15 protein-coding genes are annotated in these 14,660 nt (G+C 63.9%); 12 read left to right on the top strand and 3 right to left on the bottom strand.

Features of this window, described 5'->3' with window-relative positions; genetic code table 11:
• The first annotated feature begins 13 nt into the window (after positions 1-13).
• From lspA to ACXAG6_RS01415, 6 genes are all read left to right on the top strand, one after another.
• On the top strand, positions 14-505 hold the full coding sequence (gene lspA / locus ACXAG6_RS01440; RefSeq protein WP_475334303.1) for a signal peptidase II: 492 nt from the start codon (positions 14-16) through the stop codon (positions 503-505).
• Between the two features lie 71 nt (positions 506-576).
• Positions 577-1,086 (top strand): DUF3035 domain-containing protein, encoded by a 510-nt coding sequence (locus ACXAG6_RS01435; RefSeq protein WP_475337894.1) that lies wholly within the window; start codon positions 577-579, stop codon positions 1,084-1,086.
• 118 nt (positions 1,087-1,204) lie between these two features.
• Positions 1,205-2,614, top strand: a complete 1,410-nt coding sequence (locus ACXAG6_RS01430) for a M16 family metallopeptidase (protein ID WP_475334300.1) — start codon at positions 1,205-1,207, stop codon at positions 2,612-2,614.
• Positions 2,611-3,936 carry a M16 family metallopeptidase gene (locus ACXAG6_RS01425; RefSeq protein WP_475334298.1) on the top strand — a complete coding sequence of 442 codons (1,326 nt, stop codon included), beginning with the start codon at positions 2,611-2,613 and terminating at the stop codon, positions 3,934-3,936. The genes ACXAG6_RS01430 and ACXAG6_RS01425 overlap by 4 nt, the downstream gene beginning before the upstream one ends.
• A gap of 81 nt (positions 3,937-4,017) precedes the next feature.
• Positions 4,018-4,920: a tRNA pseudouridine(55) synthase TruB gene (gene truB / locus ACXAG6_RS01420; protein ID WP_475334296.1), complete on the top strand. Its 903-nt coding sequence runs from the start codon at positions 4,018-4,020 to the stop codon at positions 4,918-4,920.
• Between the two features lie 76 nt (positions 4,921-4,996).
• Positions 4,997-5,503: a DUF1643 domain-containing protein gene (locus ACXAG6_RS01415; protein ID WP_475334293.1), complete on the top strand. Its 507-nt coding sequence runs from the start codon at positions 4,997-4,999 to the stop codon at positions 5,501-5,503.
• On the opposite strand, the gene ACXAG6_RS01410 is transcribed toward ACXAG6_RS01415, so the two are convergent.
• Positions 5,500-6,405, bottom strand: a complete 906-nt coding sequence (locus ACXAG6_RS01410; RefSeq protein WP_475334291.1) for a hypothetical protein — start codon at positions 6,403-6,405, stop codon at positions 5,500-5,502. The genes ACXAG6_RS01415 and ACXAG6_RS01410 overlap by 4 nt on opposite strands.
• A 221-nt stretch (positions 6,406-6,626) precedes the next feature.
• Here ACXAG6_RS01410 and ACXAG6_RS01405 point away from each other — a divergent pair, with 221 nt between their 5' ends.
• The 6 genes from ACXAG6_RS01405 (at position 6,627) to pnp (ending at position 13,088) form a co-directional block, all read left to right on the top strand.
• Positions 6,627-7,592, top strand: a complete 966-nt coding sequence (locus ACXAG6_RS01405) for a calcium-binding protein (protein ID WP_475334290.1) — start codon at positions 6,627-6,629, stop codon at positions 7,590-7,592.
• A gap of 54 nt (positions 7,593-7,646) precedes the next feature.
• Positions 7,647-8,138, top strand: a complete 492-nt coding sequence (locus ACXAG6_RS01400; protein WP_475334287.1) for a DUF5665 domain-containing protein — start codon at positions 7,647-7,649, stop codon at positions 8,136-8,138.
• A gap of 161 nt (positions 8,139-8,299) precedes the next feature.
• Positions 8,300-8,569 carry a 30S ribosomal protein S15 gene (gene rpsO / locus ACXAG6_RS01395; protein WP_140012255.1) on the top strand — a complete coding sequence of 90 codons (270 nt, stop codon included), beginning with the start codon at positions 8,300-8,302 and terminating at the stop codon, positions 8,567-8,569.
• Between the two features lie 139 nt (positions 8,570-8,708).
• Positions 8,709-9,422 carry a sterol desaturase family protein gene (locus ACXAG6_RS01390; RefSeq protein ID WP_475334284.1) on the top strand — a complete coding sequence of 238 codons (714 nt, stop codon included), beginning with the start codon at positions 8,709-8,711 and terminating at the stop codon, positions 9,420-9,422.
• A gap of 184 nt (positions 9,423-9,606) precedes the next feature.
• On the top strand, positions 9,607-10,734 hold the full coding sequence (locus tag ACXAG6_RS01385) for a GAF domain-containing protein (protein WP_475334282.1): 1,128 nt from the start codon (positions 9,607-9,609) through the stop codon (positions 10,732-10,734).
• Positions 10,735-10,952: 218 nt separating this feature from the next.
• Positions 10,953-13,088, top strand: coding sequence for a polyribonucleotide nucleotidyltransferase (gene pnp, locus ACXAG6_RS01380; protein WP_475334280.1), 2,136 nt, complete (start codon positions 10,953-10,955; stop codon positions 13,086-13,088).
• A gap of 116 nt (positions 13,089-13,204) precedes the next feature.
• On the opposite strand, the gene ACXAG6_RS01375 is transcribed toward pnp, so the two are convergent.
• Positions 13,205-13,963: a metallophosphoesterase gene (locus ACXAG6_RS01375; protein ID WP_475334279.1), complete on the bottom strand. Its 759-nt coding sequence runs from the start codon at positions 13,961-13,963 to the stop codon at positions 13,205-13,207.
• A 2-nt stretch (positions 13,964-13,965) separates the two neighbouring features.
• Positions 13,966-14,634 carry a hypothetical protein gene (locus tag ACXAG6_RS01370; protein WP_475334276.1) on the bottom strand — a complete coding sequence of 223 codons (669 nt, stop codon included), beginning with the start codon at positions 14,632-14,634 and terminating at the stop codon, positions 13,966-13,968.
• Between the last annotated feature and the right edge of the window lie 26 nt (positions 14,635-14,660).

Here is a 14,660-nt window from a genome sequence, read left to right as displayed (position 1 = left end):
CGGGCAAAGAGGGATGCGCTGGCTCACCATAACCGCCCTTCTGGCCTTCGGGATCGACCAGTTTTCCAAATGGTGGATCCTTGAAGTGGTCCGCCTGCCGGTGGTCTTGCGCGAAGATGTGTGGCCGCCGTTCCTCGTGTTCCGTCTGGGCTACAACGACGGCATCAACTTCGGCCTCTTTGGCGAGGGCTCGCCGCTTCAAGCCTATTTCCTGATTGGTGTGGCCGTGGTGCTTTCGGCGCTGCTGCTGATCTGGGCCATGCGCAGCTTTACCTTGGCCCGCGCCTTTGCCTCTGCCGGGCTTGTCATCGGGGGCGCGCTGGCCAACGCGCTCGATCGGGTGCTGCACCCGGGCGTGGTCGACTTTCTCAACATGTCCTGCTGCGGCATCTCCAACCCCTACCTCTTCAACCTCGCCGATGTTTTCATCTTTGCCGGGGCCTTTGGGCTGATCCTCTGGACCGGCGAGAAAAAGGCGGCTGACGAGGGCGGTGAAACGCGCTAGAACGGGCAAAAGACTTGAGGAACAGCCGAGTGGTTTCAGGGGCTCACAAGTGGAAGACAGCAGCCGGGCGCATGGTGCTCGGTCTGGCTCTATGCGCGTTGGTTGCGGCCTGCTCGCGCGAGCCGCAGCTGATGAACATCCAGCGCGGGCAGGACACGCCCGATGAGTTTTCCATTCTGCCCAACAAGCCGATCCAGCAACCTGAAAGCTACAGAGACCTGCCGCCGCCCACGCCGGGCGGGAGCAACCGCGCCGATGCGACGCCCTTCAAGGATGCCGTGGCCGCGCTGGGGGGCAACCCCAACAGCCTCAACCGCAGCGGCGAAATCCGGGGCGAGCCAGGGCTGATCGGCCACGTCAGCCGCTTCGGCCTGACGCGCAATATTCGCGGCGTGCTGGCAGCAGAGGATTACGAGTATCGCAAGCGCAACGATGGGCGGCTGCTGGAGCGGATCGCCAACGTAAACGTGTATTACAAGGCCTATCGCCGCCAGTCGCTGGATCAGCAAGCCGAGTTGCAGCGCTTCCGCCGCGCCGGAGCAAAGACGCCCGCCGCCCCGCCCAGCGGTGCCTATCAGTAATCGTTAACCAAACCGCAAGGCTGCGCGCGTTACACCGGGCTTCACAACCCCGTTGCCCCACTTGCGCATATTCGCACCATGCCTAGGGTAGCCCTCGCATCTTTTGAGAGGAGCGCTGATGACCCCAATCCGCCGCGCCGGAGCCGCCTTGTTCGCGCTCCTTGCCTTCGCCGCCCAGCCCGCTGCGGCTGAAGAGGTTACAACCTTTTCGCTGGATAACGGGATGGACGTTGTGGTGATCGAAGATCACCGCGCGCCGGTGGTCGTCAACATGGTCTGGTATCGCACCGGCGCCGCCGATGAGGCCCCCGGCAAGAGCGGCATCGCGCACTTTCTGGAGCATCTGCTGTTTCAGGGCACCGATGATCTGGCCCCCGGTGAGTTTTCTCGCGTAGTCGAAGAGAACGGCGGCAGCGACAATGCCTTCACATCCTGGGATTATACCGGTTACTTCCAGCGCGTCGCCGCTGACCGGCTGGAACTGATGATGAAGATGGAGGCCGACCGGATGGTAGACCTCCTGATCACCGAGGAAGACGTGGCCACCGAGCTTCAGGTGATCCTCGAAGAGCGCAACCAACGCATCGAGAATGATCCGTCCGCCCTGTTCGGAGAGGATCGCCGCGCCGCACAGTGGATGAATCACCCCTACGGCATTCCGATCATCGGCTGGAAGCACGAGATGGAGGGGCTGACGCGGCAGGATGCGCTCGACTTTTACAAGCTCCACTATTCGCCCAACAACGCCATCCTCGTGGTTGCCGGTGATGTGCAGCCCGAAGAGGTGAAGCGCCTCGCCGAAACCCACTTTGGCCCTCTGCCCGCCAACCCGGAGCTAAAGCCGCGCGCCCGCCCGCAAGAGCCGCCGCACCGCGCCGCCGTTCATCTGGAGTTTGAAGACCCCCGAATCTCGCAGCCCTATGTGGTGCGCACCTACCTCGCCCCGGAGCGCGACAGCGGCGCACAGGAAAAGGCCGCCGCGCTGACCTTCCTCGCAGAGCTGATGGGCGGCCCGCCGACCTCTTCGCTGATGGGGCGCATGCTGCAATTCGATGAAAGCCTCGCCGTCTATTCCGCGGCTTTCTACTCCGGCAACAGTCTGGATGATGGCCAGTTCGGCTTCTACGTGGTGCCGGTGCCCGGCCGCAGCCTTGAAGAGGCCGAGGCCGATATGGACCGGGTGATCGAGGCCTTCCTTGAGGACGGGATCGACATGGACAATTTCGAGCGGATCAAGATGCAACTGAAGGCCAGCGAGATCTACGCCAAGGACAATCTCCAACGTCTCGCCCGCCGTTATGGCGAGGGGCTTACCACGGGGCTGACCGTGGAGGATATTCAGGCTTGGCCCGAGGTGCTGCAGGCTGTCACGCCTGAAGATGTGATGGCGGCCGCCCGCGAAGTGCTGAACAACCGCAACTCCGTCACTGGCTACGCTTCCCGCACCGCAGACCCAACGCCCGAACCCGCAAGCGCACCCGCGCCGGCCGAGGCACAGCAACCGGAAACCGAGGAGATTTCGCAATGAGATTCATCACGCGGATCGCCTGCGGGCTGCTGGTTGCCCTTCTGCCTTTGGTCGCGCAGGCCGAGGTGGAGATTGAAGAAATCACTTCGCCCGGCGGCGTCGATGCATGGCTGGTAAACGAACCCTCGATTCCCTTCGTGGCGCTTGAGATTCGCTTCAAGGGCGGGGCCTCGCTGGATGCGCCCGGCAAGCGCGGAGCCATCAACCTGATGACCGCCATCCTTGAAGAAGGCGCTGGCGATATGAACGCCCGCGAATGGGCCGCCGCGCGCGATAGCCTCGCCGCCTCGATCGACTTCGACGTTCACAACGATGCGCTGAGAATCTCTGCCAAGTTCCTGACCGAGAACATGGATGAGGTGGTTGAGCTCCTCCGCCTGGCCATCGAAGAACCCCGCTTCGATCAGGACGCGCTCGACAGGGTGCGCGGGCAGGTTCAGTCCATCATCAAGTCAAATGACAATGACCCCGACAAGATCGCCGGAAACACATGGGACAGGCTGGCATGGGGCGCTCACCCCTACGGCACCGATCTGAACGGCACCGAAGAGAGCATCGCCGCGCTGACCCGTGAAGACATGCTCGACGCCAAGGCCCGCGTCATGGCCCGCGACAGGCTCTGTGTCTCCGCCGTGGGCGATATCGACGCCGAGGAGCTTTCCGGCCTGCTGGACAGCCTCTTTTCCGGTCTGCCTGAAACCGGTGCCGAATTGCCCGAATATATTGATTACAATCTCTCCGGCGGGCTCACGGTCGTGCCCTATGACACGCCGCAATCAGTGGTGGCCTTCGGGCAAAAAGGCATCAAGCGGGATGACCCCGATTTCTTCCCCGTCTTCGTGATGATGCAGATCATGGGCGGCAGCGGCTTCAACAGCCGCCTGATGGAAGAGGTCCGTGAAAAGCGCGGGCTGACCTACGGGATCTATGCCTACGTCGCGCCAATGGACTATGGCGAACTCATCGGCGGCAATGTCGCCTCCGCCAATGGCCGTGTGGCGCAGGTCGTTGATGTGGTGAAGGCCGAATGGGAAAAGCTCGCCGCAGAAGGCGTGAGTGCCGATGAGCTGGAGCGGGCGAAGAAGTACCTCACCGGTGCCTACCCGCTGCGCTTTGATGGCAACGGGCGCATCGCCAACATTCTCGTTGGCCTCCAGATGGAAGAGCTCGGCGTGGATTACATCAAAAACCGCAACGGCTATGTCGAGGCGGTGACGGTAGAAGATATCCAGCGCGTCGCCGGGCAGCTGATCGACCCTGAAGGGCTGCACTTCGTCGTGGTCGGTGCGCCCGAGGGGCTGGAGGATACAGCGGGCAACTGACGTATCGCTGCTGCGCTGCCCCCGGTTGACCGCGCAGCGCCTCCGCGCTACCCCGCGCCTCTCAAAACCAAGGGAGGCCCCATGGCCCGCCGTAAGGGACGCGACATTTCCGGCTGGATCATCCTCGACAAGCCCGCCGGGCCGACGAGCACCGCCTGCGTAAACAAACTGCGCTGGGCGTTTGAGGCCAAGAAGGCCGGCCATGCGGGCACGCTCGATCCGGCTGCCACCGGGCTGTTGGCTGTGGCTTTCGGCGAGGCCACCAAATGCCTGCCCTACATCACCGATGCCGAAAAGTGCTACGACTTCACCGTGCGGCTGGGCGCGGCGACCAACACCGATGACGCCGAAGGCGAGGTGATCGCGACAGCCGAAGCCCGCCCCTCCGATGATGAAATCCGGGCCGCGCTTGGCCGCTTCACCGGCGACATCATGCAGGTGCCGCCCAAGTTTTCCGCCGTCAAGATAGATGGTGAACGGGCCTATGCGCTGGCCCGCGACGGCGAGGATTTCGAGGTGCAGGCTCGCCCGCTCTGGGTCGAGAGCCTTGAGCTTACGGCCCGCCCCGATGCAGATACCGCCGAGCTGCGGATGGTGTGCGGCAAGGGCGGCTACGTGCGCTCCATCGCCCGCGATCTGGGCGAGGCACTGGGCTGCCTCGGCCATGTCGTCACGCTGCGCCGCAGCTGGTCGGGCCCCTTCGATCTTGAAAACGCCGTTACGCTGGAGCAGGTCGAAGAGTTGGCGCGCACCCCGGAGATCGACGCGCTGCTGGTGCCTCTCGAAGCCGGTCTGGAAGAGTTGGCGCGGGTCACTGTCAACGAGGCCTCCGCCAATCGCATCGCGCACGGCAACCCTGCGCCTGTCGTGGCTTCGGATGCAGACTTCGGTGAGGAATGCTGGGCTGCACACCAAGGCCGCGCCGTAGCCCTAGGCCGCTACATGGGCGGCGAGTTTCACCCCGCACGGGTGCTGAACCGGTGAGCCGGGCGGCTCATCCACGACCTCGCCGTCTCTTCGCCCCGGCTGCGAAGACGTCTCGAAGGACGGATGAGCAGGCATGATCACCCGCACCCACACCAAGGGCGATGCGCCCTCCACCGCCGTCTACTCCGACTGCGAGCGCTACCGCTACCTGCTGACCCGCACATGGGAGCCGCAGGGCGAGAAGGCGCTCTTCATCATGCTCAACCCCTCCACCGCCACCGAGGTGCAAAACGACCCAACGGTGGAGCGCTGCGAGCGGCGGGCGCGCACGCTGGGCTTCGGCAGCTTCCGTGTCACCAACATCTTCGCATGGCGCGACACAGACCCGAAGGCCATGCGCGCCGCCGCCGATCCGGTGGGGCCGGAAAACGATATGGCGATCCTCGAAAGCTGCGGTTGGGCCGACAGGATCATCTGCGCATGGGGCAGTCATGGCGAGCATCTGGACCGGGGCCGGGCCGTAGAGGCCTTGCTGCGGCAGGGCGGCTGGCCACTGTTTCACCTCGGGCTCACCAAGCACGGCCAGCCCAAACACCCGCTTTATATCGCCTATACCGAGCAGCCCCGGCCCTGGGGCTAGGCTGCGGCGGGGTTGATTTCGAGCGCCCCGGCCAGCGCCTCCGGGCCAGCGGCGCATTCCACCTGCACCACGGGCCGCCCGCCAAGGCTAACCTGCCAGCGCCCATCCACCGTGGGCAGCATCACCACATCCGAGGTTTCCGGCCCGTCATAAAGCACCACCAAGCGCTCGGCTTGCGGGTCAAATCCCTGCACGCTCGGAACCGGCCATTGGCGCGTAACGGTGAGTTCCAGCCTGCGGGGCATTTCGGTGGCAACGATCACATCCCCCGTGGCCATGGGCAGGATCAGTCGGCCATCAGGATCGTATCGGTCGCCCGCCTCCTCAGCCTCTTCCTCACTCGGCATTTCATCGGGTTCCTCGGCAGCCACATCGACTTGCGGTTCCGGCTCGTCGTCCACAGCCTCCGGGGCAGGGTCGGCCTCCCCTGCCTCACCCTTTCGCTCTGCCTGCTCAGCTGTGGCCTCCTCTGCCAGCACCGCGCCAGCCTCCGAGGCACCCCCATCCGCAGGCGTGTCCGGCGCGGCGCTATCCTCAGCCTCATCGCGCGTAACAAGCCCCTCAGCGATCTCCTCAACCACCTCCTCGGCGACAGGCTCACCAGCCTCTTCTTCCGGCGCAAGCTCGGGCGCGTCCGCTGCATCAGCTTCCCGTTTCGCCGCCGCTTCGGCCTCCTCCTCTGCCCGGATGCGCGACAACTCCTCGCGCACGGCCATGATCTCCGGCGGGAAGACCTCAGGCTGATCGGGGTCCACCACGGTCTCGCCAATGCCCGCAGCGCCACCAGCCTCCGCCGCGCTTGCCATCTCCGCCCTGCGCCGCGCGCGCAGCCGAAGCCAGAGCGCAATCAGCGCAAGGGCGAGCAGTAAGAACAACAGAGGAATGATCCAATCGGAAACCATAGGCAGATCATCTCCGCAAGCCGCGCCGCATGCCAGCCCGGGCGCGGCAGGTGATTAGCATTTGTTGCATAATCTAGGCACAATTCCATCCCGCGTAAGGGAAATGCCCACATCTGGGCTTTATCCCCAAGCCAGTGACTGTGCGACCGGTCGGCTCTTGCGCCGCCCGGCGCCGAAAGGGCTGTTGCGGGGTAGCCGGGATGTTCTTGCTGTTTGGTATCATGGGCGCGGTTCTCGTTGGCTCTGCCGTGATCGGTGTTGTCGAGAGCGGCGACGATGCGGATGAGGATGCTGCGGAGTTCGACGAAAGCGGCCAAAGCACCAACCAAACCACGTCGATCGACCCGACGGAGGAAGCAGCCGTGCTGGGCGAGGCCGGCGCGCTGAACCCGACAGAGCCCGATAGCGGCAGCACCCAAACCGGCACCATCGGCGCCGACCTGCTGGATGGCGGCGCGGGCGATGACATTCTGCAGGGCTATGAGGGCGACGATCAGATTATGGCTTACGAGGGCGATGATGTTGCCTTCGGAGAGGCCGGTAACGATACCATCCACGGCGGCGCGGGCGCTGATAGCCTCTTTGGCGAGGCAAATGACGATCGCCTTGAGGGGGGGACCGGTGATGATGCGCTCTGGGGTGGTGCGGGCGATGACAGGCTTCTCGGCGGCGCGGGCGAAGACCGGCTCACAGGGGGTGACGGGGCCGATACCCTGTTGGGCGGCGACGATGCCGATCAGTTGGAAGGCGGGCTCGGCGATGACGTGCTGTTTGGCGGCGATGGGCAGGATAACCTTCAGGGCGGCACCGGACATGACACGCTCGCGGGCGACGATGACCTTGGCGTCGACTGGCTGAATGGCGGCCCAGGTGATGACATTCTGCTGCTGGGCGATGGTGACGTGGCAACCGGCGGCGACGGGGCCGATCTGTTCCGCCTCGGCCCCGACCTCGTGGAAGAGACCGTGGCCGAGATAATGGATTTCGAGCCCGGAGAAGACAGCCTCGCCTTGCTCTGGGATGATATCGCGAGCGATGCGCCCCCCGAGATTACCATAGGCGAGGCCAACAGCGATGCTGTGGAAGTCTACGCCGATGGCGAGCTCATCGGCGTAGTGCACGGCGGCGGCGCGCTTTCGCCCGAGGATATCCAGCTTGTCCCGATGTCGGCCTCAGCAACGGTTTGACCCGCACCGTTCTGACGGGTTTTCAAAGCTGGATATTCGACTAGGGTTCATCCCATGAGTGACCCTGATCCGCACCTCTCCTCCAAGCCCGCGCCCCCTCAGGTGGCAGCCGAGGCCGAAGTGGAGCACGATGCCACCCGCACCGATTTGCGCAACGAGATAGTGGCGTTGCGTGACGAGGTCGCCAAGCTGAACGATCACAAGTTCCTGCGGGTCTACGCCCAGTTCTGGCGGCTGGTGGCCTTTCAACTCTTGCGCGGCATGGCCTTTGGCCTTGGCTCGGTGGTCGGCGCAACGGTGCTCGTCTCCGTCCTCGCCTATCTCCTCAGTCAGGTCGATTTCATCCCGATTCTGGCCGAATGGGCGGCAGAGCTAGATGTCGAGCTGGAGGAGGAGCAAACCGAAGCGGAGGTGGAGCAGCGCGTGGACGAGCAATTGCCAGCACCCGAAGGCGGAGGCAGCAATGCCGAAGGCGGCGAAGAGGCACCGCAGCAAGACCCGCCGCAGGCCGAGCCCGGAGAAATCCCCCCGGCCAATGCCGAGTAAAGCCGGGCGCAGGGCAAGCCGCACGAATCACCTTCCCATCCGCGCCGCCATCGCCTATACGCGCCCCCTGTCGCCCGGCACCGCCCGGGAGGCACACTCCATGGACCCTGCTGGACGACATCCCGGCTTGCGCCCGCACACACCAACCAAAGGAGACCCCGATGTCGATCACCGCTGAAGAAAAAGCCCGCGTCATCAAGGAACACGGCACCAAAGAAGGCGACACCGGTTCGCCCGAAGTGCAGATTGCCATCCTTTCCTCGCGCATCAGCACGCTCACCGAGCACTTCAAGACCCACAAGAAGGACAACCACGGTCGTCGTGGCCTTCTCAAGCTCGTGGCTCAGCGCCGTAAGCTGCTGGACTACCTGAAAAACAAAGACGAGGCCCGCTACCGGGATCTCATCGGCAAGCTGGGCATCCGCCGCTAAGACGGAACGCCAGGGACAAGATCGAAGGGGTGGCCTGCGGGCCGCCCCTTTTTCGTTTGCGCGCGCTTCCGCGCCGACGTGGCGTTCCGGTTGACCGGGTCGGGCGAGCACGGCCAGACTTGGCCGCAGGAGGAGGCAGATGATCCCTGCATTGCGCATCATCATCCACATGGGTGGGCTGCACCGGCTGTTCCCATTCTGGCTGGCGGGCCTTGGGCTGCTGATGTTCGACTTTCAGCTCTGGATGTTGGCGGCGCTGGCCTATGGCGTGGTGATCCAGTGGTTCAACGAGTATTTGATCCACCGCTTTATCTACCACCGCGAGCCGCCTACTGCGCAGAGCCCGTTCAACAAGCTCTATCGCAGCCACATCGGCCACCACGAGTTTCCCGCCGACGAAGAGTTTTTCACCGGCGACGATCACTGGTTTCCACTCCGCTTTGCCGCCATATCCTTCGCGGCGCATCTGCTGGTGCTCTGGCCCTTCGTGGGGCTGTGGCCCGCGGTGGAGTTTGCGTGGGTCGCGCTCTTTGTCGGTTCAGCCTCGGCCTTCACCTTTTACGAATACTGCCACACGCTGGCGCATCTCAACGTGCCCAAGGGCCGCTTCGGCAAGTGGGTGACGCGCGAGCATATGGCGCACCACTACCAAGACCATCACGCCACCTTTCACGTCACCGCCGGGATGGCGTGGATTGACCGTCTGTTTGGCACCGCCCACAACCCGGCTCGCGCCCGAGCCCGGTATGACCGGCACACAATAATGAGCATCGGGATGGACCCGCAAGACCTTCGCCTTGTCACCGCGCGTAAGGCCTATGGCATCTCCAAAACCCCGCGGCACATCTCCTGACGCTGGGTTAGCATGCACGTTCCGGCTGTGCCCGGATGTCCTAAGACACACACGCCCCCTTTCTCGGCCTTCGAAAGGCCGGAAAGTCGCTCAAACGGCTGGTTCCGGCCATTAATGCAATGGTCCCCCCGCGCTTGGCCTGATAATTCCTTGGGTCGAACGACACGCAAGAAAGGCGGCGCTGATGGCCACCGTGCCGAGTTTTCCAACAGCAGAACCCGAGGGCCACAGGGCCGAGCTTGGGCGCACCGAGCGGCTGGCCGATCTCAAACAAACCGGGCTGATGGATACCGTCCCCGAAGAGGTCTACGACCGTGCGGTGCGGCTGGCTCGGCAGATCACCGGCGCGCCGGTCGGGCTGCTCTCGCTGGTGAATGATCAAAAGCAGTTTTTCAAGGCGCAGTCCGGCCTCGAGGAAGCCGGGGTGGAAGAGCGGGAAACACCGCTGAGCCATTCATTCTGCCAATATGTCGTTTCCTCCCGCACCTCGCTGGCCGTGGTTGACGCCACTGTCCACCCGCTTCTCGCAGGCAATGGCGCCGTGGCCGATATGGGCGTGGTGGCCTATCTCGGTGTGCCTGTGCATGGCCCGGGCGGCGAGGTTCTCGGCTCGTTCTGCGCGATAGACGCAGAGGCGCACGAGTGGTCGCAAGAGCAGTTGAAGGCGCTGGAAGACATCGCCGGGATCGTCGAAAGCGAGATCCGTCTGCATCAGGCGCTGGCCGAGCGGCAATTGCTGGTGGAGGAGTTGAACCACCGGGTGAAAAACCTCTTCACCGTGGTCTCCGGCATGGTGCGCCTTAGCCATTCCAATGGCGAGAGTGCATCGGAGCTGGAGGCACGGCTGCAGGCGCTGGCCAAGGCACACAACCTGCTGGCCCCGATCATCGAAGCCGGCAAGCCGGTGGGAGACAGGATCTCGCTGCGCGACCTGCTCACAACCCTGCTCACGCCCTATGGTGCCCAGCACATCACCGCGCTTGACGGCCCTGACGTGGTGCTCGGCCCCCGCGCCAGCACCTCTCTCTCGCTCGCCCTGCATGAGCTGGCAACAAATGCAGCCAAATATGGTGCCCTGGTCGCCGCCGAAGGCCGCCTTTCGGTCCGCTGGGGCGTGGAGGACGACGCGCTCAATATCCTGTGGGAAGAAACCGGGCGCGCGACAACAGAGCAAGGCAAGCCGGAGGGCTTCGGCACAAGGCTGATCTCCATGGCGATCGAAGGCCAGCTTGATGGCACGTTGCATACCGATCTGCGCCCCGAAGGCATGACCCGCCGCATCACCCTACCGCGAGAGCGACTGGCGGATTAGGGCAGCCCCCGCTGGCCCGACTGCGATGTGCCTGCGCGGAGCACACGTCTCAACGCTTCCCATCGCTCCAACTTTCCTGTATGGCCCAGCCATCTGAGACGTTGCACCAAGGCCCCGGTGCTCGATGGAATAGATGAAAGGGGCCGGCGGCAATGGGGCCGCCACTCAAACGGGAGACCCGGGATACGCCCGGGAGTGCTCCCCCACAGGAAACGAATATGTTCAAAATTACGACGAAAAGCATGGAGTGGGGCGAAGAGACCCTCACTCTCGAAACGGGCCGTGTGGCCCGCCAGGCCGATGGCTCGGTGATCGCCACGCTGGGCGAAACCTCTGTCATGGCCAACGTGACCTTTGCGAAAACGCAAAAGCCCGGGCAGGATTTTTTCCCGCTGACCGTGCACTACAACGAGAAATACTACGCCGCCGGTAAAGTCCCCGGTGGCTTCTTCAAGCGTGAAGGCCGTCCGACCGAGAAAGAGACGCTCACCTCGCGCCTGATCGACCGTCCGATCCGCCCGCTGTTTGTTCCCGGCTTCAAGAACGAAGTTCTGGTGATCTGCACCGTGCTCTCCCACGATCTGGTCAATGACCCTGACATCGTGGCGATGATCGCCGCTTCGGCCGCGCTCACCATCTCCGGTGCCCCCTTCATGGGGCCGATTGCCGCCGCCCGCGTCGGCTTTGAAGATGGCGAATATGTGCTGAACCCCGAAGTGCAGGACATGGACCAGCTGCGCCTGAACCCCGACCAACGCCTTGACCTCGTGGTCGCCGGCACCAAGGACGCGGTGATGATGGTCGAGTCGGAAGCCTACGAGCTGTCCGAAGACGAGATGCTGGGTGCCGTGACCTTCGCCCATGAGCAGATCCAGCCGGTGATCGACCTGATCATCGACCTGGCCGAAGAGGCCGCCAAAGAGCCCTTCGACTACCAGCCGCCGGATTACTCGGAGCTCTATGAGGCCGTGAAGGCCGCTGGCGAAGCCGACATGCGCGCCGCCTACGCGATCCTCGACAAGCAGGAGCGCACCTCTGCCGTTTCCGCCGCCAAGGAGAAGATCCTTGAGGCGCTGACCGATGAGCAGAAAGAGGATGCGAACCTGGGTTCGGCCCTTAAAAAGCTCGAAAGCGGCATCCTGCGCGGCGACGTGGTGAAGAACGGCAAGCGGATCGACGGTCGCTCGACCACCGATGTGCGCGCCATCGAGAGCCAGGTCGGCATTCTGCCCCGGACCCACGGCTCGGCGCTGTTCACCCGTGGCGAAACGCAGGGCCTCGTTGTGACCACGCTCGGCACCGGCGACGATGAGCAGATCATCGACGCGCTGCACGCCAACTACCGCAGCAACTTCATGCTGCACTACAACTTCCCGCCCTACTCGGTGGGTGAGGTTGGCCGCTTCGGCTTTACCGGACGCCGCGAAATCGGCCACGGCAAACTGGCATGGCGTGCGCTTCAGGCGGTGCTGCCCGCACCGACCGACTTCCCCTACACCATTCGCGTGGTCTCCGAGATCACCGAATCCAACGGCTCTTCCTCGATGGCCTCCGTCTGTGGCGGTTCGCTCTCGATGATGGACGCCGGTGTGCCGCTGAAGGCCCCCGTGGCCGGTGTGGCCATGGGCCTGGTGCTGGAAGAAGACGGCGACTACGCCATCCTGACCGACATCCTTGGCGACGAGGATCACCTCGGCGACATGGACTTCAAGGTGGCTGGCACCGAAGACGGCATCACCTCGCTGCAGATGGATATCAAGGTTGCAGGCATCACGCCCGAGATCATGAAAACCGCCCTGGCCCAAGCCAAGGACGCCCGTCTGCATATCCTCGGCGAGATGTCCAAGGCTCTGACCGCTGGCCGCACCGAGTTCTCGGCGCATGCCCCGCGGATCGAAACCATGAACGTGCCCACCGACAAGATCCGTGAAGTGATCGGCTCGGGCGGCAAGGTGATCCGCGAGATCGTCGAGGTTTCGGGTGCCAAGGTCGACATCAACGACGATGGCGTCATTAAGATCGCCTCGCCGAATGCCGAGTGCATCGAGAAGGCCCGCGAGATGATCCACTCGATCGTCGCCGAGCCGGAAGAAGGCAAGATCTACAACGGCAAGGTCGTGAAGATCGTCGACTTCGGCGCCTTCGTGAACTTCTTCGGCAAACGTGACGGCCTCGTGCACGTCAGCCAGATCGCCAACACCCGCCTGAACCACCCCAGCGACCAGCTGACCGAAGGTCAGGACGTGAAGGTGAAGCTGCTGGGTTTCGACGATCGCGGCAAGGTGCGCCTGTCGATGAAAGTCGTCGATCAGGAGACCGGCGAAGAGATCAAGAAAGAAGAGAAGGCCGACTGAGGCCACTCACTTTCGGATTAGCGAAGGGCCCGGGGGAAACCTCGGGCCCTTTTGCATGTTGAAGAGGCTTGGCCGCCGCGCCCTCTTTCGGGAGTGGCAAATGGCCCCTGTGCCGCTCAGGCCTCGATGAAGCGCGGGTCTTCACCGGAGGCCACCACCACCGCCGTCAGCCGCCCCGTGGCAAAAGCGCCGGTGTCTATCGCAATACGACCGGGGGCGACCTCCGCCGTGTCGCGGATGTAATGGCCGTGGATGATCCATGTGCCATCGCTGCGCGGGGTCGAAAAGAAGTCGGGGTGGCCATTGGTGAGCGAGTTAGATTGCGCGTCCAGCGGGCGGGCGGGATCGGCGCCAGCATGGGTGACGGCAACATTGCCGCTTTGCCACTGGCGGGGCATGTCCTTGATCCAGTCCAGCAGGCCCTCGGCTTCAAGTACCTCGGCCAGCCCTGCCTGGGCAGCCTCCAGCCCCGGCCCGCCGGTCTCCGACACACCCGCGCCGAGCCCGAAGCTCGACAGCGTTTGCAGCCCGCCATGTCTCAGCCAGCGCGGGTATTTGCCTTGGGCGAAGTCGAGCATCATCTCTTCATGGTTCCCGCGCAGGCAGGTGGCCTTCCCGTCGGAGCAAAATGTCTTCAGCCGCCGCAGCACGGCCGCCGAAGCCTCGCCCCGGTCGACATAATCGCCAACGAAAACAATCGGCAGGCCCGGTGCTTCTGCTTCGAGCTTGTCGATCAACCGTTCCAGCAGATGATCGCAGCCATGCACATCGCCCACCGCAACAAAGGGAGCGTCAGGGGCAAGCGGGCCACCGTCGAAGGGCTGCACAGCAGGACGCGCGCCAGCCCGGCGGAAGATATTGCTCAGTCGAAACATCTTCAGCGGCTAATGACCTGACAGGACTCGGCCTTGATCATCTTGCGGCTTTCCCGCTGCGGAGCCGCCTTTACCACCCGGCCTCGCCCGGCTTCGGCGACCTTGGTGGTGGCAGAGGAGACAAGCTCGGTCAGCTTGCAGGTGTTGCCCTGCAAAGCCACCACCATCCGAAAGCCCGCTTCCATCACCTGCTTGCTGCCTTCGGCATCGGTCAGCACCCGGTTGATGCCCATCGTCGCCGTCAGCCCGCTGCGGGTCAGGTTGTAACGGGCCCGGGTTTCCACATTGGCCTTGTAGTCCACCTTGATGCCGGGCGGCAGACGCACGCGTGAGCCGTCGCTGCAGCGTTCCGTGCGGGTTTTGGCCGTGTAGGCGCAGCTCTTGGTGGAGCGGCTGGAGCGGCCCTCAAACACCAGCGCCGAGGCCGATCCGTCGGCTCCGCGCTCGGCCCCGATCTCGAAGGTCTTGCAGTTGGACTTCACGGTTTCAATCGCCAGCAGCCCGCCGAACTGTTTGATGTCATAGGTGGTGCGGCAGGTGTCGTTCGAGCGCCCAAGCCCGCGCGAGCGCACCTGCTTTTCCGAGAAGCTCACACGCAGCTTCAACTCGGCCACCGCCGGTGTGGCAGGCAGGCTGGCCATGAGTGTGGCCGCAAGGATCCATCTCAGCATCATCGTCCCTTTCTCGCTCCCTCGGC

It is taken from the genome of Vannielia sp. ABF1_015, from assembly GCF_056160745.1.
Note: the sequence above shows the minus strand (reverse complement) of the source record. Positions and strands in the feature narration are given on the sequence as shown.

Coding starts and splice junctions, on each gene's coding strand:
- pnp (WP_475334280.1), top strand. CDS start 10,953: ATGTTCAAAATTACGACGAAAAGCATGGAGTGGGGCGAAGAGACCCTC.
- ACXAG6_RS01385 (WP_475334282.1), top strand. CDS start 9,607: ATGGCCACCGTGCCGAGTTTTCCAACAGCAGAACCCGAGGGCCACAGG.
- ACXAG6_RS01415 (WP_475334293.1), top strand. CDS start 4,997: ATGATCACCCGCACCCACACCAAGGGCGATGCGCCCTCCACCGCCGTC.
- ACXAG6_RS01410 (WP_475334291.1), bottom strand. CDS start 6,405: ATGGTTTCCGATTGGATCATTCCTCTGTTGTTCTTACTGCTCGCCCTT.
- ACXAG6_RS01400 (WP_475334287.1), top strand. CDS start 7,647: ATGAGTGACCCTGATCCGCACCTCTCCTCCAAGCCCGCGCCCCCTCAG.
- ACXAG6_RS01375 (WP_475334279.1), bottom strand. CDS start 13,963: ATGTTTCGACTGAGCAATATCTTCCGCCGGGCTGGCGCGCGTCCTGCT.
- ACXAG6_RS01370 (WP_475334276.1), bottom strand. CDS start 14,634: ATGCTGAGATGGATCCTTGCGGCCACACTCATGGCCAGCCTGCCTGCC.
- ACXAG6_RS01425 (WP_475334298.1), top strand. CDS start 2,611: ATGAGATTCATCACGCGGATCGCCTGCGGGCTGCTGGTTGCCCTTCTG.
- ACXAG6_RS01435 (WP_475337894.1), top strand. CDS start 577: ATGGTGCTCGGTCTGGCTCTATGCGCGTTGGTTGCGGCCTGCTCGCGC.
- ACXAG6_RS01390 (WP_475334284.1), top strand. CDS start 8,709: ATGATCCCTGCATTGCGCATCATCATCCACATGGGTGGGCTGCACCGG.
- ACXAG6_RS01430 (WP_475334300.1), top strand. CDS start 1,205: ATGACCCCAATCCGCCGCGCCGGAGCCGCCTTGTTCGCGCTCCTTGCC.
- rpsO (WP_140012255.1), top strand. CDS start 8,300: ATGTCGATCACCGCTGAAGAAAAAGCCCGCGTCATCAAGGAACACGGC.
- truB (WP_475334296.1), top strand. CDS start 4,018: ATGGCCCGCCGTAAGGGACGCGACATTTCCGGCTGGATCATCCTCGAC.
- lspA (WP_475334303.1), top strand. CDS start 14: ATGCGCTGGCTCACCATAACCGCCCTTCTGGCCTTCGGGATCGACCAG.
- ACXAG6_RS01405 (WP_475334290.1), top strand. CDS start 6,627: ATGGGCGCGGTTCTCGTTGGCTCTGCCGTGATCGGTGTTGTCGAGAGC.